Below are 18790 nucleotides of genomic sequence, written 5' to 3'. Positions count from 1 at the left end.
GAGGAGGACACATGGCGGTGACCGGTGGGACGACCGGAGCGACCGAGGGGCCGACCGGGGAGTTCGGGGCGGCCCGCGACTTCCTGCTGCGGCACCGCGAGGAGTACGCGACGGCCTACGCGGGCTTCCGCTGGCCGGAGCCCGAGTACTTCAACTGGGCGCTGGACTGGTTCGACCGGATCGCCGAGGACAACGACCGAACCGCGCTGTGGATCGTGGAGGAGGACGGCTCCGAAGGCGTCTTCTCCTTCGCGGAGCTGGCCGACCGGTCGAACCGTGTCGCCAACCACCTCAGGGGCCTGGGCGTGCGGGCCGGTGACCGGATCGTCGTGATGCTCGGCAACCAGGTCGAGCTGTGGGAGACCGCGCTCGCCGCCATGAAGCTGCGCGCCGTCGTCATCCCCGCCACCCCACTGCTCGGGCCGGCCGACCTGGCGGACCGGATCGAGCGCGGCGGCGCCAGGCATGTCGTGGTGCGGGCCGGGGACACCGCCAAGTTCGACGGGGTGCCGGGGGAGTACACCCGTATCGTCGTCGGCGGCGAGGCCCTGGACTGGCACCCGTACGAGGAGGCGTACGCGAGCCCCGCCTCGTTCGCGCCGGACGGCCCCACCCGGTCCGCCGACCCGCTGATGCTCTACTTCACCTCCGGCACCACCGCCCGGCCCAAGCTCGTCGAGCAGACCCACCTCTCGTACCCCGTCGGGCATCTGGCCACCATGTACTGGATCGGCCTGCAGCCCGGGGACGTGCACCTCAACATCTCCTCGCCGGGCTGGGCCAAGCACGCCTGGAGCAATCTCTTCGCGCCGTGGAACGCCGAGGCGACGGTGTTCATCCACAACTACACGCGCTTCGACGCGGCCCGGCTGATGGCGGAGATGGACCGCTGCGGGGTCACCAGCTTCTGCGCCCCGCCGACCGTGTGGCGGATGCTGATCCAGGCGGACCTGAGCGCGCTGCGCACCCCGCCGCGCGAGGTGGTCGCGGCGGGCGAGCCGCTGAACCCCGAGGTCATCGAGCACGTCCGCCGGTCCTGGGGCGTCACCATCCGGGACGGCTTCGGCCAGACCGAGACGGCGGTGCAGGTGGCCAACAGCCCCGGCCAGCCGCTGAAGACCGGCTCGATGGGCCGACCGTGCCCCGGCTACGTGGTGGTGCTCGTCGACCCGGTCACCGGCAAGCCGGGCGACGAGGGCGAGATCTGCCTGGACCTCGCGCACCGCCCGGTGGGGCTGATGACCGGCTACGCGGGTGACCCGGAGCGCACCGCGGAGGCGATGGCGGGCGGCTACTACCGCACCGGCGACATCGGTTCGCGGGACGCCGACGGCTACATCACGTACGTCGGCCGCTCCGATGACGTTTTCAAGGCCTCCGACTACAAGATCTCCCCGTTCGAGCTGGAGAGCGTGCTGCTGGAGCACGAGGCGGTCGCCGAGGCCGCCGTCGTCCCGGCGCCGGACCCGCTGCGGCTCGCCGTACCGAAGGCGTACATCGTGCTCGCCGCCGGCTGGGAGCCGGGCGCGGAGACCGCGAAGGCGATCTTCGCGCACTCCCGCGCGGCGCTCGCCCCGTACAAGCGCGTCCGCCGCCTGGAGTTCGCGGAGCTGCCCAAGACCGTCTCCGGCAAGATCCGCCGTATCGAGCTGCGCGAGGCCACCGCCCGGGACGGCAGTGCCGAGTACCGCGAGGAGGACCACCGATGACCGGGACAGGACCGGCCGAAGCGACGGCCGCGAACGAGCCGCCCGAACCGTCCTCTGCCGAACCGTCCTCTGCTGAACCATCCTCTGCCGAACCATCCTCTGCCGAACCGTCCTACGCGAGCGGCACCGGCAGCACCCCGCTGCTCGGCGACACCATCGGCCGCAACCTGGACCGGGCCGTCGCGGCGTTTCCCGGCCGCGAGGCGCTGGTCGACGTGCCGACCGGCCGCCGCTGGACCTACACCGAGTTCGGCCGGGCCGTCGACGAGGTGGCGCTGGGGCTGGCGGCCAAGGGCGTGGCCCGCGGCGACCGCGTCGGCATCTGGGCGGTGAACTGCCCGGAGTGGGTGCTCGTCCAGTACGCGACCGCGCGGCTCGGCGCCGTCATGGTCAACATTAACCCGGCCTACCGGGTGCACGAGCTGGAGTTCGTCCTCCAGCAGGCCGGAATCGGGGTGCTGATCGCCTCGACCGCGTACAAGGCCAGCGACTACCGGGCGATGACGGAGCAGGTACGCGGCGGCTGTCCGCTGCTGCGCGAGGTCGTGTACATCGGCGACCCGGGCTGGGACGAACTGGTGGCGGGCGGGGCGCGGCTGCCGGCCGGGCACCTGGCCGCGTGCGAGGCGGCGAACAGTTGCGACGACCCGGTCAACATCCAGTACACCTCGGGCACCACCGGCTTCCCCAAGGGCGCGACGCTCTCGCACCACAACATCCTCAACAACGGGTACTTCGTCGGCGAGATGATCGGCTACACCGAGCACGACCGGGTGTGCCTGCCGGTGCCCTTCTACCACTGCTTCGGCATGGTGATGGGCAATCTGGGCGCCACCAGCCACGGCGCCTGCATCGTCATCCCGGCCCCCGCCTTCGACCCGGTCGCCACCCTGCACGCGGTCGAACGGGAGCGCTGCACCTCGCTCTACGGCGTGCCGACGATGTTCATCGCCGAACTGGACCTGCCGGACTTCGCGACCTTCGACCTGTCCTCGCTGCGCACCGGGATCATGGCCGGATCGCCCTGCCCGGTCGAGGTGATGAAGCGCGTGGTCGCCGAGATGCACATGGCGGAGGTGTCCATCGCCTACGGCATGACGGAGACCTCGCCCGTCTCCACCCAGACCCGGCGCGAGGACGACCTGGAGCGCCGCACCGCCACCGTCGGCCGCGTCATGCCGCACCTCGAGGTGAAGGTCGCCGATCCGGCGACCGGTGCGACGGTGCCGCGCGGTACGGCGGGCGAGCTGTGCACCCGCGGCTATTCGGTGATGCTGGGCTACTGGGAGGAGCCGGAGCGGACCGCCGAGGCGGTCGACGCCGCGCGCTGGATGCACACCGGCGACCTCGCCGTGATGCGTCCCGACGGCTATCTGTCCATCGTCGGCCGGATCAAGGACATGATCATCCGCGGTGGGGAGAACGTCTATCCGCGGGAGATCGAGGAGTTCCTGTACACCCACCCCAAGATCGCCGATGTGCAGGTCGTCGGGGTGCCGGACGAGCGGTACGGCGAAGAGATCCTGGCCTGCGTCATCCTCCGCGACCCCGCGGACCCGCTCACCCTGGAGGAGCTCGGCGGCTTCTGCCGCGGACAGCTCGCGCACTACAAGATCCCGCGCCGGCTGCGCCTCGTGGACGCCTTCCCGATGACGGTCAGCGGCAAGATCCGCAAGATCGAACTGCGGGAGGACGCGATCCGGGAGATGTCATCCGTAGTGGGCGGCGAGGCCCCGCCCCAGTAGTCCGAAGGCCTGGTCGAGCTCCGCGACCGCCTCGGGATACACCTCGTCGGCGCTGCGCCCGTCCGACAGCTTCCGCCAGTTGGCGAGGGCGACGACCTGGCGCACGGAGATGATCTGCGCCGCCGCGAGGCGGGGCAGCAGGTCGCCGGGCGCGGCCGACGAAGCCTCCCGCAGTGCTCCGGTCAGCGCCTCCTGGTCGCGGACGGTGTACTCCGCCAGCCGTGCCACCAGGCCGGGCGCCGAGTAGAGCAGCGCGAGATACGCCAGCACCTCTGGGGTGTCGTTGAGCCCGGTGACCGGATCACGGGCGTCGAGGCCCGCCGCGCAGTGCCGGTGCAGCGCGGTGAGCGGTGCCTGGTCCGCGGGGCGGTCGCGCACCACCCGGGCGAACTCGCCCTCGTGGTCGGCGAACCGGTGCAGCGCCAGATCCTCCTTGGTGGGGAAGTACCGGAAGAGCGTCGGCTTGGACACCTCGGCAGCGGCGGCGATCTCGGCGACCGGCACCTGGTCGAAGCCGTGCCGGAGGAACAGTGCGATGGCGGCGTCCGAGATGGCCTGCCGGGTCCTGGCCTTCTTCAGTTCCCGCAGTCCGCCCGTTGGTCCTGGCCGGTTCTCCATGGCGCTCATCGTAGCCGAAATGCAATCAAGTCAAAAACGTTACTCGGTTGCATATGAAACCCGGTCATGGTTGCATCACCGTCAGACGAACGCGGACGAGCTCGATGAGAGGACAGCGGATGACCAGCGTGCTGATCGTGGGAGCGGGACCGACCGGGCTGACGCTGGCCTGTGAACTGGCCCGGCGCGGCACCTCCGTCCGGATCGTGGAAAGGTCCCCTGGACCCCAGCCGGGTTCCCGGGGCAAGGGGCTCAACGCGCGCAGCCTGGAGGTCTTCGAGGGCATGGGGATTCTCGACCGCATGCGGGCGATCGGGCGCGACGACCTGCACTTCCGCAAGTACCGGGGCGGCGAGGTGGTCTCCGACACCGATCCCTTCGCGACCTTCTCCCCGGCGCCCGGCACCCCGTACGTACGCGGGCTGCTCGTCGCGCAGTGGAACGTCGAGCGGGTGCTGCGGGACCGGCTCGCCGAGTGGGGCGTGCGCGTCGAGTTCGGCACCGAACTGACGGGGTTCGAGCAGACCGGCGACACGGTGACCGCCACGTTCGCGGGCGGTGAGCGGATCGAGGTGTCCTACCTGGTGGGCTGCGACGGCGGCCGCAGCGGGATCCGCAAGGCGCTGCCGGTCACCTTCGGGGGCCGGACGCTGCCGGAGCAGCTGATGGTCATCGGTGATGTCGAGGCCGAGGGCTTGAGCCAGGACCTGTGGCACCAGTGGATCGACGAGGACGGCGGCATCATGCTCTGCCCGCTCCCCGCCACCTCGGTGTTCCAGCTCCAGGCGGCCCCCGAGCGGGACGCGGCGGGGCTCCCGGTGGAGGCGTCGCTGGAGAGCTTCCAGCGGATCTTCGACCGGCACGCGCGGCTCCCCGGCATCAAGCTCACCAACCCCGCCTGGATCTCCACCTACCGCGTCAACGAGCGGATGGCCGACCGTTTCCGGGTCGGCCGGGTCCTCCTCGCCGGGGACGCCGCCCATGTGCACTCCATCGCGGGCGGCCTCGGGATGAACACCGGTATCCAGGACGCCTACAACCTCGGCTGGAAACTCGCGCTGGTGGCCGCGGGCCGGGCCGGCGAAGGGCTGCTCGACACCTACGAGGAGGAGCGGCTGCCGATCGCCGCCTGGACCATCGACACCAGCGGTGAGCTGTGGCGCCAGGTCTCGCGCTCGATCAGGACCGCGGGCAGTGGGACGGAGGGCGTGGTCACGCCCGACATCCTCGGCCTGGGGCTGGGCTACCGCTGGAGCTCGCTGGCCGTCGAGCGCGACGCCCGTGCCGACGACGCTCCGCTGCGCGCCGGCGACCGCGCGCCCGACGCCCCGCTGCGGGACGCCGACGGTGCCGCCGTCCGGCTCTTCGAGATCTTCAGCGGCACCCACTTCACGCTGCTCGGCTTCGGCGCCGGCAGCGCGGCGGCGCTCCGGGAGAGCGCGGACCGGCACGGCGACGCGGTGTGGACCTACTCGATCGGTGCGGGCCCGGCGGGCCTGGACGACTTCGCGGGGCACGCGGCCCGCGAGTACGGCGTCACCGGCGACGCCCTGGTGCTGGTCCGCCCGGACGGCCACATCGCGCTCACCGCGCCGGCCGGTGACGCCGGTGCGGTGCACGACTACCTCGGCGCGCCGGCCTAGGGCCGGAACAGAACACGACCGCACCCCAGGCCGTCCTCCGGGGGTGCGGTCGTGCGGTCGGTGGAGCGGGATCAGACGAGCGGCAGGATCGAGGTCGGGGCGTGGCCCGGCTCGGTCGCGATGTCTTCCCACTCGTTGACGCTGGCGATGTCGCTGCCGCTCATCGAGATGTTGGTGATGCGCTCCAGGATCGCCTCGACGACCACCGGGACGCGGTACTCCGCGGCGAGCTTCTTGGCCAGCTCGAAGGCGGGCAGCAGCTCGTCCGGCTCGGTGACCCGGATCGCCTTGCAGCCCAGGCCCTCGACGACCTTGACGTGGTCGACGCCGTAGACGCCCAGCTCCGGGGAGTTGATGTTCTCGAACTCCAGGTTGACCTGGAAGTTGATGTCGAGGTTGCGCTGCGCCTGGCGGATCAGGCCCAGGTACGCGTTGTTGACCAGGACGTGGACGTACGGGATCTTGTGCTGCGCGCCGACCGCCAGCTCTTCGAGCATGAACTGGAAGTCGTAGTCGCCGGAGAGCGCGACGACCGAGCCTTCGGGGTCGGCCTTGGCGACACCCAGCGCGGCCGGGATGGTCCAGCCGAGCGGGCCGGCCTGGCCGCAGTTGATCCAGTGCCGCGGCTTGTAGACGTGCAGCATCTGCGCGCCGGCGATCTGGGAGAGGCCGATGGTGGTGACGTACCGGGTCTCCGGGCCGAAGGCGCGGTTCATCTCCTCGTAGACGCGCTGCGGCTTGATCGGCACGTTGTCGAAGTGCGTCCGGCGCTGCAGGGTGGCCTTGCGGTGCTGGGCGGACGCGGCCCACTCGGCGCGGTCGGGCAGCCTGCCCGCGGCCTTGAGCTCCTTGGCGACCTCGACGAAGAGCTCCAGCGCGGCCTTGGCGTCCGACGCGATTCCGTAGTCCGGCGCGAAGATCTTGCCGATCTGGGTGGGCTCGATGTCGACGTGGACGAACTTGCGGCCCTTGGTGTAGACGTCCAGCTTGCCGGTGTGGCGGTTGGCCCAGCGGTTGCCGATGCCCAGGACGAAGTCCGACTCGAGCATCGTCGCGTTGCCGTAGCGGTGCGAGGTCTGCAGGCCGACCATGCCGGCGTTCAGCGGGTGGTCGTCGGCGATGATGCCCCAGCCCATCAGGGTGGGGATGACCGGGGTGCCGGTCAGCTCGGCGAACTCGACCAGCAGCTCGGAGGCGTCGGCGTTGATGATGCCGCCGCCGGCGACGATCAGCGGGCGCTCGGACTCGAGCAGCAGCGAGATCGCCTTCTCGATCTGGGCGCGCGATGCGGTCGGCTTGTAGACCGGCAGCGGCTGGTACGTCTCGGGGTCGAACTCGATCTCGGTGAGCTGGACGTCGATCGGCAGGTCGATGAGGACCGGGCCGGGCCGTCCCGAGCGCATCAGGTGGAACGCCTGCTGGAAGACGCCGGGGACCTGTGCGGCCTCCAGGACCGTGGTGGCGGCCTTGGTGACCGGCTTGGCGATCGAGGCGATGTCGACGGCCTGGAAGTCCTCCTTGTGGAGGACCGCGACCGGGGCCTGGCCGGTGATGCAGAGGATCGGGATCGAGTCCGCGATGGCCGAGTAGAGCCCGGTGATCATGTCGGTACCGGCGGGGCCGGACGTACCGATGCAGACACCGATGTTGCCCGGGTTGGCACGGGTGTAGCCCTCGGCCATGTGGGACGCGCCCTCGACGTGGCGGGCGAGCGTGTGGTCGATGCCCCCGCCGGCCTTGAGCGCGGCGTAGAAGGGGTTGATCGCGGCGCCCGGCACACCGAACGCGTCGGTGACGCCCTCGAGCTTGAGGATCTCCACGGCCGCACGGGCGGCAGTCATACGAGGCATCGAGTACTCCTGGGTCGGACTGTCGGGGTGGGCTCTTGCTGCGAGGCCAGGGCGCCCGGTTTTCCGTAGTGCTAGTTTCCGTAATGCGGAAGTCTAGTTCTGCTATATGGAAGTAATCTAGAACGAGGCTTTCCGCCCGTCAAGGCAGTACCTGTTCCGGACCTGTTCCGGACGCGGAAGAGCGGGCTGCCATCCGGCAGCCCGCTCTCGGTACGCGTGAAGTCGCTGGAGGTCAGGGGATGACGGGCCCCGTCCGCATGAGCGTGTCGGCCGCGTCGTTGACCGGCTGCGGAGTGCCCGTCAGATCCATCACGAAGAGCGGGACGCCCAACTGGTCGGCGCGCAGCCGCGCGTCGTGCGCGTAGCCGGCCAGGGAGAAGAAGGCGCCGACGGAGTCCTCGTTCAGGCAGTTGAGCCACAGGCACTCGATGTCGCGCAGCGCGGTGGGCTGGGTGGTGGGGTCGATCTGGGCCACGAGGTCGTCGCCGCGCAGATCGATGCCGTTGGCGGCGTGGTCTCCGGCCACTCGTATGCCGGCGAAGCCGAGCCACTTCAGGTACTGGGCGGCGGCGGTGAGCGCGTCACGGGCGGTGCGGATGGTGACCGGGCGGAACGGCGGCCGTGGCGCGGGCGGCGGCGGGCCGGGGACCGCGGGCGGCGAAGGGGCGGCGGACAGCGGGCGCAGGGCCGCGGTGGCCGGGCCGGGAGGAGCGAGTGCCGCGGTGTCGACCGGCATCCGGATCACCGAACCGCAGTCGCAGCCGAACTCGGGCTGCGGCCACTGGTCCTGCCGGCCGCAGTCGGGGCAGCGCATGCTCACCCAGGAGTCGTCCCACGAACGGTGCCGTATCTCCAGCGGGACTCCGCCGCGCAGCAGCGGGAGCGTCAGCGGCGTACCGCAGGCGCAGGGGTAAGTGGTGGTGCTGAACGCGTGCTCGCGGCGGCAGGCCGGGCAGCGCACGGGCACACTCTCTGCCATGGTTCGTTCTCCAAGGCGGGCTCCGGCAATGGGCGTTACCCCATCTTGCAGGAGATTGGAGCCGCCCGGCGACGCAGTTGGCGCGACAGGACAGTCGTCGCGTCGCCGGGCGGAACCTGTAGCCCGCGCTGCCGTGACCTACCCCTCAGAAGTTCACGGCGGCGCGGGCCAGTTCTTGGGTCAGCCCTCGCGCAGTGCGCGGACCGACTCTTCCAGGCGCGCACCGTACTCGGTGTCCGCGGCGTGGAAGTGGGCCAGGTTGCGTTCGATCACGTCATCGCGGGTGACCTGCGAGAGGAACCCGGCGATGTTGGCGATCAGACGGGACTTCTCGTCCTCCGACATGAGCCGGTACAGCTCGCCGGCCTGGAAGAAGTGGTCGTCCTTGACGTGCAGCGGCGCCTCGTGGGTGCCGGTGTAGCCGGACACCGCCTGCGGGGCGGACAGCGCCAGGTCGGTCTGCGACGGGCCCTCGTACGAGTTGGGCTCGTAGTTCTTCAGACCGCGCTTGCCGTTGCGGGTGGCCGCCAGGCCGTCCCGGCCGTAGTTGACGGCCTCGGTCGCCTTCGGCGCGTTGACCGGCAGCAAGGTGTGGTTGACACCCAGGCGGTAGCGCTGCGCGTCGGCGTAGGCGAAGAGCCGGCCCTGCAGCATCTTGTCCGGGGACGGGCCGATGCCGGGCACGAAGTTGTTCGGGGAGAACGCGGCCTGCTCGACCTCCTGGAACACGTTGTCCGGGTTCCGGTCCAGTACCAGCCGGCCCACGCGCTGCAGCGGGTAGTCCGAGTGCGGCCACACCTTGGTGACGTCGAACGGGTTGAAGCGGTACTCCGCCGCCTCGGCCGCCGGCATGATCTGCACGTGCAGCGTCCAGGACGGGTTCACCCCGCGCTCGATGGCCTGCACGAGGTCGCGCTGGTGGCTGTTGGCGTCCGCGCCGACCTGCTCGGCGGCCTGCTCCGAGGAGAGCGAGCGCACACCCTGGTTCGTCTTGAAGTGGTACTTGACGAAGAACGCCTCGCCCTGCGCGTTCGTCCACTGGTACGTGTGCGAGCCGTAGCCGTTCATGTGCCGGTACGAGGCCGGGATGCCGCGGTCGCCGAAGAGCCAGGTGATCTGGTGGGTCGCCTCGGGGGAGTGCGACCAGAAGTCCCAGACGTTGTCGGCTTCCTGGATGCCCGTGAACGGGTCGCGCTTCTGCGAGTGGATGAAGTCCGGGAACTTGATCGGGTCCTTGATGAAGAACACCGGGGTGTTGTTGCCGACGAGGTCGTAGTTGCCCTCTTCGGTGTAGAACTTCAGCGCGAAGCCGCGGGGGTCACGCACCGCGTCGGCGCCGCCGAGGCTGTCCGCGACGGTCGAGAAGCGGATGAACGTCTCGGTGCGCTTGCCGACCGTGTTGAGGAAGTCGGCGCGGGTGAAGCCGGTGACGTCGTCGGTGACCTCGAAGTAGCCGTACGCGCCGGAGCCGCGGGCGTGCACCACGCGCTCCGGGATGCGCTCACGGTTGAAGCGGGCCAGCTTCTCGATGAGCTGCTGGTCCTGGATCAGCAGAGGGCCGCCGAGGCCGGCGGAGGCGGAGTTCTGGTTGTCGGCGACTGGTGCGCCGGACTCAGTTGTCAGCGTGTGCTTGGGCATGGCGGCCTTCCGTAACTACCAAGGGAAGCGAAAGCGTGTGGGTCGGTAGACCGGACAGTAAGGACCGGCCCCGAGGAATGTCAACAGTTTGTTGAAGTTCCTGGTGATGCAAGGTTTGGTGCCGCCCGGCGGTGCGTTTGGGCGCGACAGGACAGGTCACGCACCGCCGGGCGGAATCGGGGGCGAGGCGGAGCCTCGCGCGCCGGCCGGAGCCGGGCGGGGGATCGTCAGCTGGTGACGGGCAGGCCGGACAGCCGCTCGACACCGCGCAGCAGCGCCGAGTGGTCCAGGCCGCCGTCACCCTGGGCGCGCAGCGAGGCGACCAGGTTGGCGACGACGGAGCCGACGGGCAGGGCCGCACCGACATTGCGGGCGGCGTCGGTGACGATGCCCATGTCCTTGTGGTGCAGGTCGATCCGGAAGCCCGGGGCGAAGTCGCGCTTGAGGAAGTTGTCCTTCTTACGGGTCAGCACGGTGGAACCGGCCAGACCGCCGTTGAGGACCTCCAGGGCGGCTTCCAGGTCCACGCCGGACTTCTCCAGGAAGACCACGGCCTCGGCGCACGCCTGGATGTTGACCGCGACGATGAGCTGGTTGGCGGCCTTGACCGTCTGGCCGGAGCCGTGCGGGCCGCACAGGACGATCGTCTTGCCGAGCTTGTCGAGGATCGGCTTGGCGACGTCGAAGTCGGCCTTCTCGCCACCGACCATGATCGACAGTACGGCCTCGATGGCACCGGCCTCGCCGCCGGAGACCGGGGCGTCCAGTACGCGGATCCCCTTGGCGGCCGCGGCCTTCGCCAGGTCCACGGAGGTCTGCGGGGTGATCGAGGAGGTGTCGATCAGGAGCGCGCCGGACTTCGCGTTCTCCAGGATGCCGTTCTCGCCGTAGGCGATCGCCTCGACCTGCGGGGAGGCGGGCACCATCGTGATGATGACGTCGGCGTCCTTGACGGCCTCGGCGATGGAGCCCGCGGCGGTGCCGCCGTTGGCCGCCAGGCGGTCCAGCTTGTCCTGCTCAAGGGTGTAGCCGGTGACGGAGTAGCCCGCCTTGACCAGGTTCTCGGCCATGGGGGAGCCCATGATGCCGAGGCCGATCCATGCGATCTTGGGGAGGGAGCTCATGATCTGTGACCTTTCGGATCAGTGGGCGGAGAGCCACTGGAAGTTGTCGGCACTCGGGCCGGTGGGCTTGTACTCGAGGCCGACCCAGCCGTCGTAGCCGGCCTTCTGCAGGCGGCCCACGAGGTCGTCCAGCGGCAGGGTGCCGGTGCCCGGAGCGCCGCGGCCCGGGTTGTCGGCGATCTGCACATGGCCGGTCCTGTCGGCGTAGCGGTCGATGACCTCGTTGAGGTCCTCGCCGTTCATCGACAGGTGGTACAGGTCCATCAGGAACTTGGCGTTGCCGAGTCCGGTGGCCGCGTTGACCTGGTCGACGACCTCGATCGCCCGCGGTGCGCTGACGATCGGGCACAGCGGCGACTCGGGCTTGTTGAGCGCCTCCACGAGGAGGATCGCGCCGACCCGGTCGGCGGCACGGGCCGCCCGCACCAGGTTCTCCAGGGCCAGGGCGTCCTGGACCTCGGGGTCGACGCCCTCGACCCGGTTACCGTAGAGCGCATTGAGCGCCTTGCACCCGAGCGACCGGGCGAATTCCGCGGCGACCTCGATGTTCGCGCGGAAGCGGTCCGACTCCTCGCCGGGGATCGACAGCGCGCCCCGGTCGGGGCCCGGCAGCTGCCCGGCGTAGAAGTTCAGGCCCACCAGCTGGGTGCCGGCGTCGTTCAGCGCGTTGCGCAGTGCGTCGAGTTCGGCCTGGGCGGGGGTGGGTGTTTCGATCCAGGGCCACCACAGCTCGACCGCCGAGAAGCCGGCCGCGGCGGCTGCCGCGGGACGCTCCAGGAGCGGGAGTTCCGTGAAGAGGATCGAGAGGTTCACATCGAAGCGCGCTTCGGAGAGGCTCACTAGCGTTGCGCTCCTTCCGTATTGCGGAAGTTAGTTTCTGCTTAACGGAAGACTGAACGAACCGGACGCCGGCTGTCAAGTGCGGATGTCGCCACATGAGGCCGACCGGTTAGGTTGGGCCCGTGAAACTGAGGCTGGAATTCACGACGGAACCGTTCGACCTGGACGAGGCTCCCGGCCATGCGCTGGTCGCCCGCGAGGTCGTCGAGACGGCGGACCTGGACGCGGTGGACGTCGGACCGTTCGGCAACACCGCCGAGGGCTCACCCGAGGCGGTGGTGGCCGCGGTGGCCGAGCTGCTGCGGCGCACCCTCGCCGCGGGCGCCACCCGGGTCTCGCTTCAGGTGAACGTCATCGGGGAGGGTGATCAGTGACCGGGACCGGGGGGCACCCGTTCGCCGAGGCGGTCAAGCCGCTGGTGGACGCGATGGGAGCCGAGATGGTCGCGCCGGATCAGGCGCGAGGCGACGATGTGGTGCTCAGTTGGGAGGGCGAGGAGGTGCTCGCCGTCCGGTTGCCCCATCTGGCCGATTCGCTCGATCACATCCTGGCCGACCTCCAGCGCCGGCACGGCACGCTGTCCGAGCTGGACCGGAAGGACAAGCAGGGCGTCGTCCGGATCCTGGAGGAGCGCGGCGCGTTTTCCGTGCGGCACGGGGTCGAAACGGTCGCCACCGCCCTGGGCGTGAGCCGCTTCACCGTCTACAACTACCTCAACAGGGAGAACGCGGCGAAGGCCGCCGAGTGATCGCCGGGCGACCGCAGCCGTAACGTCCCGGCCACCTTTGTTACCGGAAGTTTTCAACAAAGTGTTGACGTGGCCGGATCCCGGCTCTTAGCTTGCGGCTGTGACTTCCAGCGCTTCGCCGGGCCTCGCCCGGCTCAACTCAGCCACCGCGTCCGACGCGGCCGGACTGCTGCACGAGGTGTGCGCCAGCCGGTCGTGGGGCGCGGCGGTGATCGCCGGCCGGCCGTACCAGGACCTCGACGCACTCTTCGCGGCGAGCGACGCGGCCATGGCCGGACTGACCGCCGACGACCTCGGTGAGGCGATGGCCGGACACCCGCCGATCGGCCGCCCCAAGCCGGGCGACCCGACCTCCGAGCGGGAGCAGGCCGGCGTCCAGGAATCGGTACGCGAAGAGCTCCTGGAGCTGAACCTCGCGTACCAGGACGCCCACGGACATGTCTTCCTGATCTGCGCCACCGGACGCACCGGTGACCAGATGCTGGCCGCCCTCAAGGAGCGGATCGGCAACGACACGGACACCGAACGTGAGATCGTCCGCGCCGAACTGGGCAAGATCAACCGTATCCGGCTGACCCGACTCGCAGCAGAAGGAGACCCGTCGTGACGGAGACCTCCGTGTCCACGCACATCCTGGACACCAGCATCGGCCGCCCCGCCGAGGGCGTCCCCGTGGAACTGTCGGTGCGCAACGGCATCGACGACCTCTGGGCGCCGCACGGTGAGTCCAAGACGGACGCCGACGGCCGCTGCAAGGATCTGCCGGCCCTGCCGGAAGGCACCACACACGTACGGCTCGACTTCGCGGTCGAGCAGTACTTCACGACTCAAAAAATCTCAGCCGAGGCACAGCAGGACGCCCCCCGCGTAAGGGACAGCGGCGCTTTCTTCCCGGAGGTGGCGATCACTTTCGCCGTCAAGCCGGGTGAGCACTACCACGTACCGCTGCTGCTCAACCCGTTCGGCTACTCCGTATACCGAGGGAGCTAGCACCGTCATGCCCACGATTCTCGGCCAGAACCAGTACGGCAAAGCGGAAAACCGCGTCGTCAAGATCACGCGGGACGGCGACACCCACCACATCAAGGACCTCAACGTCTCGGTCGCCCTCTCCGGCGACATGGACGATGTGCACTACTCCGGCAGCAACGCCAACGTGCTGCCGACCGACACGACCAAGAACACCGTGTACGCCTTCGCGAAGGAGTACGGGATCGAGTCGGCCGAGCAGTTCGGCATCCACCTGGCCCGCCACTTCGTGACCAGCCAGGAGCCGATCCAGATCGCCCGGATCCGGATCGAGGAGTACAGCTGGGAGCGCATCGCGTCCTCCGACGGCAACTCCCGCTTCATCGGTGCCGACGAGGTCAACCACTCCTTCGCACGCACCAACCAGGAGCTCCGCACCACCCAGATCACCTACGACGGTGAGAAGTGGGAGGTCATCTCCGGCCTGAAGGACCTCAAGGTCATGAACTCCACCAACTCGGAGTTCTGGGGGTTCGTCAAGGACAAGTACACGACCCTCAAGGAAGCGTACGACCGCATCCTGTGCACCGAGGTGTCGGCGAAGTGGCGCTACAACTGGACCACCGACGACGAGCGCATGCCCAACTGGGAGAAGTCCTACGAGCAGGCGCGCAAGCACATGCTCCAGGCGTTCGCCGAGACCTACAGCCTCTCGCTCCAGCAGACGCTGTACCAGATGGGCGCGCGCATCATCAACAGCCGTTCGGAGATCGACGAGATCCGCTTCTCGCTCCCGAACAGCCACCACTTCCTGGTGGACCTCGAACCGTTCGGCCTGAAGAACGACAACGAGGTGTACTTCGCCGCGGACCGGCCCTACGGCCTGATCGAGGGCACCGTCCTCCGTGACGGTGTCGAGGCCCGCATCCCGGTGGACCTCACCAACCTGTAGTACTTCTGCCTTGTCCCCCGACGCGCGCGCCGGCGTCACGGTCCCCGCATTCCGATGCGGGTACCCGGGGGAGAGCGGGGGCATCTGCGCAAGGAAGCACTGCGGACCCGGTCGTCACCCCGCTCGACCCCCGGGTTCGTCCATCGAGAAGGAAGCACGAGGAACTGCCATGGCAGCACCGCGCATCGTCATCGAGAACTGCGCTATCGCCACCGTGGACGCGAACGACACCGAGTACGCCTCGGGTCATGTCGTCATCGCGGGCAACCGCATCGAGTCGGTAGGCGCCGGCGCTGCCCCCCAGGGACTGGAGAACGTCGTCCGCCGTGTCGACGGCACCGGCCATCTGGTCACCCCGGGCCTGGTCAACACCCACCACCACTTCTACCAGTGGCTCACCCGGGGTCTCGCCCAGGACAGCAACCTCTTCAACTGGCTCGTCGAGCTGTACCCGACCTGGGCGCGGATCGACGAGGAGATGGTCTACGCGGCCGCCCAGGGCTCCCTGGCGATGATGGCCCGCGGCGGTGTGACCACCGCGATGGACCACCACTACGTCTTCCCCAAGGGCTCGGGCGACCTGCTGGGCGCCGAGATCCGCGCCGCCAAGGAGATGGGCGTCCGCTTCACCGCCGCCCGCGGCTCCATGGACCGCGGCAAGTCGGCCGGCGGCCTGCCGCCGGACTTCGCGGTCGAGACCCTCGAAGGCGCGCTGGCCGCGACCGAAGAGGCCATCGACACCCACCACGACGCCTCGTTCGACTCGATGCTGCACATCGCCGTCGCACCGTGCTCCCCCTTCTCCGTCTCCACCGACCTGATGCGCGAGGGCGCGCTGCTCGCCCGCCGCAAGGGCGTCCGCCTGCACACGCACGGCTCGGAGACGGTCGAGGAGGAGAAGTTCTGCCACGAACTCTTCGGCATGGGCCCGACGGACTACTTCGAGTCCACCGGCTGGCTCGGCGACGACGTGTGGATGGCGCACTGCGTCCACATGAACGACTCCGACATCGCCGCGTTCGCCCGCACGAAGACCGGCGTCGCGCACTGCCCCTCCTCCAACGCCCGCCTCGCGGCCGGTATCGCCCGCGTCCCGGACATGCTCGCCTCGGGCGTGCCGGTCGGCCTCGGCGTGGACGGCACCGCCTCCAACGAGTCCGGCGAGCTGCACACCGAACTGCGCAACGCGCTTCTCATCAACCGCCTCGGTGGCGGCGAGAAGGCGCTCAACGCCCGCCAGGCGCTGCGCCTGGGCACGTACGGCGGTGCGCAGGTCCTCGGCCGCGCCGACCAGATCGGCTCCATCGAGGCCGGCAAGCTCGCCGACCTCGTGCTGTGGAAGCTCGACGGCATCGGCCACTCGTCCATCGCCGACCCGGTCGCCGCGCTGGTGATGGGAGCGGCCGCCCCGGTCACCCTGTCGCTGATCAACGGCAAGCCGGTGGTGGAGAACAACCACCTCACCACGGTCGACGAGGACGCCATCGCGCGTCTCACCCGCGTCCAGGCCCAGCGCCTGGCCAAGATCGCCGGCCTCGTCTAGACCCCACCCCCAGAGCAACCGGTCAGGGAGGGACGGCCCCTGACCGGCCGCCGGTCCCGCGTTCGCGCGGACCCGGCAGCGCCGCCCCCGGCCCGTGGACCACGGTCGGTCCCGGATCCCCGGGGGCGGCGTTTTGTGTACCCGCACATATCCGCACATTGACGAAGAACCGCTGTACATACCCCTCCGCTTGATGGCAAGGCCCGTACATGCACCTCCCTGAAACCCGCAGTGCGCACATCGCGTAACCGACAGGAGGAACCGTGGTCGCTCAATCCGTGGCACCGGATTCGGTACATCCCGTGGACCAGTCCTTGCCCCCGGGCAAGCTCATCACCAGCGGCCTGCAGCACGTGGCCGCCATGTACGCGGGGGTGGTGGCGCCGCCCCTTGTCGTCGGCGCGGGCATAGGACTCTCCACCGCCGACATCACCTTCCTCATGGGGGCCAGCCTCTTCACCGCGGGCCTCGCCACCCTGCTGCAGACCCTCGGCATCTGGAAGATCGGCGCCCGGCTGCCCTTCGTCAACGGCGTCTCGTTCGCCGGAGTGGCCCCGATGCTCGCCATCGGCAAGTCGGCGGCGCCCGGCCACGCGCTGCCCGTCATTTACGGAGCGGTGATCGTCGCGGGAGTGCTGGGGTTCGTCCTCGCCCCCTACTTCTGCAAACTCGTCCGCTTCTTCCCGCCGGTCGTCACCGGCTCGGTGATCACCCTGATCGGGCTCTCCCTGCTCCCGGTCGCCATCAACTGGTCGCAGGGCGGGGTGCCCGGCGCACCCGGCTACGCGTCGGTGTCCAACATCGCGCTCGCCGGCGCGACGCTCGCCATCGTCCTGGTGCTGCGCCGGGTGCTCACCGGCTTCCTGCAGCAGATCGTCATCCTCATCGGCCTGGTGCTGGGCACCCTGCTCGCCATTCCGTTGGGCAAGTCGGACTTCAGCCCCATCAAGGACGCGGGACTGGTCGGCTTCCCCGATCCGTTCCACTTCGGAGCGCCCGAGTTCCAGATCGCGGCGATCATCTCCATGTGCGTGGTCATGCTGGTCTGCATGACGGAGTCGACCGCCGACATCCTGGCCCTCGGCAAGATCGTGGACAAGCCGGCCGACGAGAAGATGCTCGCCGCCGGCATCCGCGCCGACGCGCTCGGCTCGGCCCTCAGCCCGGTCTTCAACGGCTTCATGGCCAGCGCCTTCGCGCAGAACATCGGCCTCGTCGCGATCACCAAGGTCCGCAGCCGCTTCGTCGTCGCGGCGGCGGGCGGCATCCTCATCCTGCTCGGCCTGTGTCCCGCGCTGGCCTCCGTGATCGCCCTGGTGCCGCAGCCGGTGCTGGGCGGCGCCGGCATCGTGCTCTTCGGCTCGGTCGCGGCCAGCGGCATCAAGACCCTCACCGAGGCGGACCTCTCCGACGGCAACAACCTGCTCATCGTCGCCACGTCGGTCGGCGTCGGCGTCATCCCGGTCGTCTCGAACACCTTCTACGAGCACTTCAACGACCACCTGAAGATCATCCTCGACTCCGGCATCAGCACCGGATGCCTGGTCGCGGTCGTCCTCAACCTCGCCTTCAACCACCTGGGCCGCAAGCCCGGCGCGGAAGCCCCGGGCGAGGGGAACGGCGCCGGTGCCGATTCCGGTGTCGGTGATCAACAGGCCGACGCAGCAAGGGCGTTGCCCGTTCACTGACGCTCTGCGCGAACGGAGGGGCAGCTTGATCCCGGGCCGCCCCTCCGCGTGTCAGGATGTGCCGGTCACGGCACACGGAGGGGGACGGGAATGAATGAGTCGGGTCGGGTCGAGGCGTTCAGCGACGGTGTGTTCGCCATCGCGATCACGCTGCTGGTCCTGGAGATCAAGGTCCCGCCGCACGCGGGGGACCACCTGTGGTCCGCACTCGGCGAGATGTGGCCGTCGTACGCCGCCTACGCGGTGACATTCCTGGTCATCGGCATCATGTGGGTCAACCACCACACGGTCTTCGGCTTCATCGCCCGGGTGGACCGGGTGCTGCTCTTCCTCAATCTGCTGATGCTGATGTGCGTCGCGGCGCTGCCCTGGCCCGCCGCCCTGATGGCCGAGTACCTGCGGGGCGGTGACGCCGCGTCCCATGCCGCCGCCGTCGTCTACAGCGGCTTCATGGTCGCGTACGCCCTCACCTTCCAGGCGATGTGGTGGTATCTGACCAAGCGCGGCCATCTCTTCGACGAGCGGGTCGACGTGGCGGCCGCCCGCGCCACCAGGATGCGGTTCGCGGTCGGTTCGGTCGTCTACCCGATCGCCGTCGGACTGGCCTTTGTCTCGGCACCGCTCACCCTGGCCGTGCACGGGCTGCTGGCCATCTACTACGCCTTCAACCAGGTGCCGGTGCCGACCCGCGGGCAGGCGCCGGAACCGGCCGGGACCGACGGGTGAGCCGGCCCCGGCCGGCCG

17 protein-coding genes are annotated in these 18790 nt (G+C 69.6%); 11 read left to right on the top strand and 6 right to left on the bottom strand.

Annotation, left to right across the window (positions count from 1 at the left end):
• The first annotated feature begins 11 nt into the window (after positions 1-11).
• Positions 12-1709: an AMP-binding protein gene (locus O3W51_RS12950; protein WP_269285818.1), complete on the top strand. Its 1698-nt coding sequence runs from the start codon at positions 12-14 to the stop codon at positions 1707-1709.
• Positions 1706-3454: an AMP-binding protein gene (locus tag O3W51_RS12945; RefSeq protein ID WP_138357445.1), complete on the top strand. Its 1749-nt coding sequence runs from the start codon at positions 1706-1708 to the stop codon at positions 3452-3454. The genes O3W51_RS12950 and O3W51_RS12945 overlap by 4 nt, the downstream gene beginning before the upstream one ends.
• Here the strand turns inward: O3W51_RS12945 and O3W51_RS12940 are convergent.
• Complete coding sequence (locus O3W51_RS12940; RefSeq protein WP_138357446.1) at positions 3419-4072, bottom strand: TetR/AcrR family transcriptional regulator; 654 nt, start codon at positions 4070-4072, stop codon at positions 3419-3421. The two genes, O3W51_RS12945 and O3W51_RS12940, sit on opposite strands and share 36 nt — an antisense overlap.
• Positions 4073-4191: 119 nt before the next feature.
• Here O3W51_RS12940 and O3W51_RS12935 point away from each other — a divergent pair, with 119 nt between their 5' ends.
• Entirely contained in the window at positions 4192-5715 is a 1524-nt protein-coding gene (locus O3W51_RS12935; protein WP_198359281.1) for an FAD-dependent oxidoreductase, read from the top strand.
• A gap of 71 nt (positions 5716-5786) precedes the next feature.
• Here the strand turns inward: O3W51_RS12935 and gcl are convergent, their stop codons facing one another.
• The 5 genes from gcl to O3W51_RS12910 form a co-directional block, all read right to left on the bottom strand.
• Positions 5787-7565 (bottom strand): glyoxylate carboligase, encoded by a 1779-nt coding sequence (gene gcl / locus O3W51_RS12930; protein WP_198359279.1) that lies wholly within the window; start codon positions 7563-7565, stop codon positions 5787-5789.
• 232 nt (positions 7566-7797) lie between these two features.
• Positions 7798-8544, bottom strand: coding sequence for a hypothetical protein (locus tag O3W51_RS12925; protein WP_138357448.1), 747 nt, complete (start codon positions 8542-8544; stop codon positions 7798-7800).
• Between the two features lie 180 nt (positions 8545-8724).
• On the bottom strand, positions 8725-10182 hold the full coding sequence (locus O3W51_RS12920) for a catalase (protein ID WP_138357449.1): 1458 nt from the start codon (positions 10180-10182) through the stop codon (positions 8725-8727).
• 227 nt (positions 10183-10409) lie between these two features.
• Positions 10410-11306: a 2-hydroxy-3-oxopropionate reductase gene (locus tag O3W51_RS12915; RefSeq protein WP_138357450.1), complete on the bottom strand. Its 897-nt coding sequence runs from the start codon at positions 11304-11306 to the stop codon at positions 10410-10412.
• Between the two features lie 18 nt (positions 11307-11324).
• The gene (locus tag O3W51_RS12910) at positions 11325-12146 is read right to left on the bottom strand and encodes a TIM barrel protein (protein WP_138357451.1); all 822 of its coding nucleotides are present in this window, start codon (positions 12144-12146) and stop codon (positions 11325-11327) included.
• A 122-nt stretch (positions 12147-12268) separates the two neighbouring features.
• Between O3W51_RS12910 and O3W51_RS12905 the strand changes: the two genes are divergently transcribed.
• From O3W51_RS12905 to O3W51_RS12870, 8 genes are all read left to right on the top strand, one after another.
• A complete protein-coding gene (locus O3W51_RS12905; protein WP_138357452.1) occupies positions 12269-12520 on the top strand; it encodes a hypothetical protein in 252 nt (83 codons plus the stop codon).
• A 53-nt stretch (positions 12521-12573) separates the two neighbouring features.
• Complete coding sequence (locus O3W51_RS12900) at positions 12574-12894, top strand: helix-turn-helix domain-containing protein (RefSeq protein ID WP_187145344.1); 321 nt, start codon at positions 12574-12576, stop codon at positions 12892-12894.
• A 100-nt stretch (positions 12895-12994) separates the two neighbouring features.
• Positions 12995-13501, top strand: a complete 507-nt coding sequence (gene uraD, locus O3W51_RS12895) for a 2-oxo-4-hydroxy-4-carboxy-5-ureidoimidazoline decarboxylase (RefSeq protein ID WP_138357454.1) — start codon at positions 12995-12997, stop codon at positions 13499-13501.
• On the top strand, positions 13498-13884 hold the full coding sequence (uraH, locus tag O3W51_RS12890; RefSeq protein ID WP_138357455.1) for a hydroxyisourate hydrolase: 387 nt from the start codon (positions 13498-13500) through the stop codon (positions 13882-13884). Before uraD ends, uraH begins: the two co-directional genes overlap by 4 nt.
• Before the next feature lie 7 nt (positions 13885-13891).
• Complete coding sequence (gene pucL, locus O3W51_RS12885; protein ID WP_138357456.1) at positions 13892-14815, top strand: factor-independent urate hydroxylase; 924 nt, start codon at positions 13892-13894, stop codon at positions 14813-14815.
• Positions 14816-14984: 169 nt separating this feature from the next.
• Positions 14985-16358 (top strand): 8-oxoguanine deaminase, encoded by a 1374-nt coding sequence (locus tag O3W51_RS12880; protein ID WP_138357457.1) that lies wholly within the window; start codon positions 14985-14987, stop codon positions 16356-16358.
• 263 nt (positions 16359-16621) lie between these two features.
• Entirely contained in the window at positions 16622-18046 is a 1425-nt protein-coding gene (locus tag O3W51_RS12875) for a nucleobase:cation symporter-2 family protein (RefSeq protein ID WP_244809499.1), read from the top strand.
• Positions 18047-18136: 90 nt separating this feature from the next.
• On the top strand, positions 18137-18772 hold the full coding sequence (locus O3W51_RS12870) for a TMEM175 family protein (RefSeq protein ID WP_138357458.1): 636 nt from the start codon (positions 18137-18139) through the stop codon (positions 18770-18772).
• The last annotated feature ends 18 nt before the right edge of the window (positions 18773-18790 follow it).

It is taken from the genome of Streptomyces sp. H39-C1 (assembly GCF_027158125.1).
In the GTDB taxonomy this organism is placed as follows: domain Bacteria; phylum Actinomycetota; class Actinomycetes; order Streptomycetales; family Streptomycetaceae; genus Actinacidiphila; species Actinacidiphila fildesensis.
The sequence above is the reverse complement of the archived record's forward strand: the minus strand, read 5'-3'. Positions and strand labels throughout refer to the sequence as shown.

Coding starts and splice junctions, on each gene's coding strand:
- O3W51_RS12945 (WP_138357445.1), top strand. CDS start 1,706: ATGACCGGGACAGGACCGGCCGAAGCGACGGCCGCGAACGAGCCGCCC.
- O3W51_RS12880 (WP_138357457.1), top strand. CDS start 14,985: ATGGCAGCACCGCGCATCGTCATCGAGAACTGCGCTATCGCCACCGTG.
- O3W51_RS12940 (WP_138357446.1), bottom strand. CDS start 4,072: ATGGAGAACCGGCCAGGACCAACGGGCGGACTGCGGGAACTGAAGAAG.
- O3W51_RS12920 (WP_138357449.1), bottom strand. CDS start 10,182: ATGCCCAAGCACACGCTGACAACTGAGTCCGGCGCACCAGTCGCCGAC.
- O3W51_RS12900 (WP_187145344.1), top strand. CDS start 12,574: ATGGGAGCCGAGATGGTCGCGCCGGATCAGGCGCGAGGCGACGATGTG.
- O3W51_RS12935 (WP_198359281.1), top strand. CDS start 4,192: ATGACCAGCGTGCTGATCGTGGGAGCGGGACCGACCGGGCTGACGCTG.
- gcl (WP_198359279.1), bottom strand. CDS start 7,565: ATGCCTCGTATGACTGCCGCCCGTGCGGCCGTGGAGATCCTCAAGCTC.
- O3W51_RS12870 (WP_138357458.1), top strand. CDS start 18,137: ATGAATGAGTCGGGTCGGGTCGAGGCGTTCAGCGACGGTGTGTTCGCC.
- O3W51_RS12950 (WP_269285818.1), top strand. CDS start 12: ATGGCGGTGACCGGTGGGACGACCGGAGCGACCGAGGGGCCGACCGGG.
- O3W51_RS12915 (WP_138357450.1), bottom strand. CDS start 11,306: ATGAGCTCCCTCCCCAAGATCGCATGGATCGGCCTCGGCATCATGGGC.
- pucL (WP_138357456.1), top strand. CDS start 13,892: ATGCCCACGATTCTCGGCCAGAACCAGTACGGCAAAGCGGAAAACCGC.
- O3W51_RS12925 (WP_138357448.1), bottom strand. CDS start 8,544: ATGGCAGAGAGTGTGCCCGTGCGCTGCCCGGCCTGCCGCCGCGAGCAC.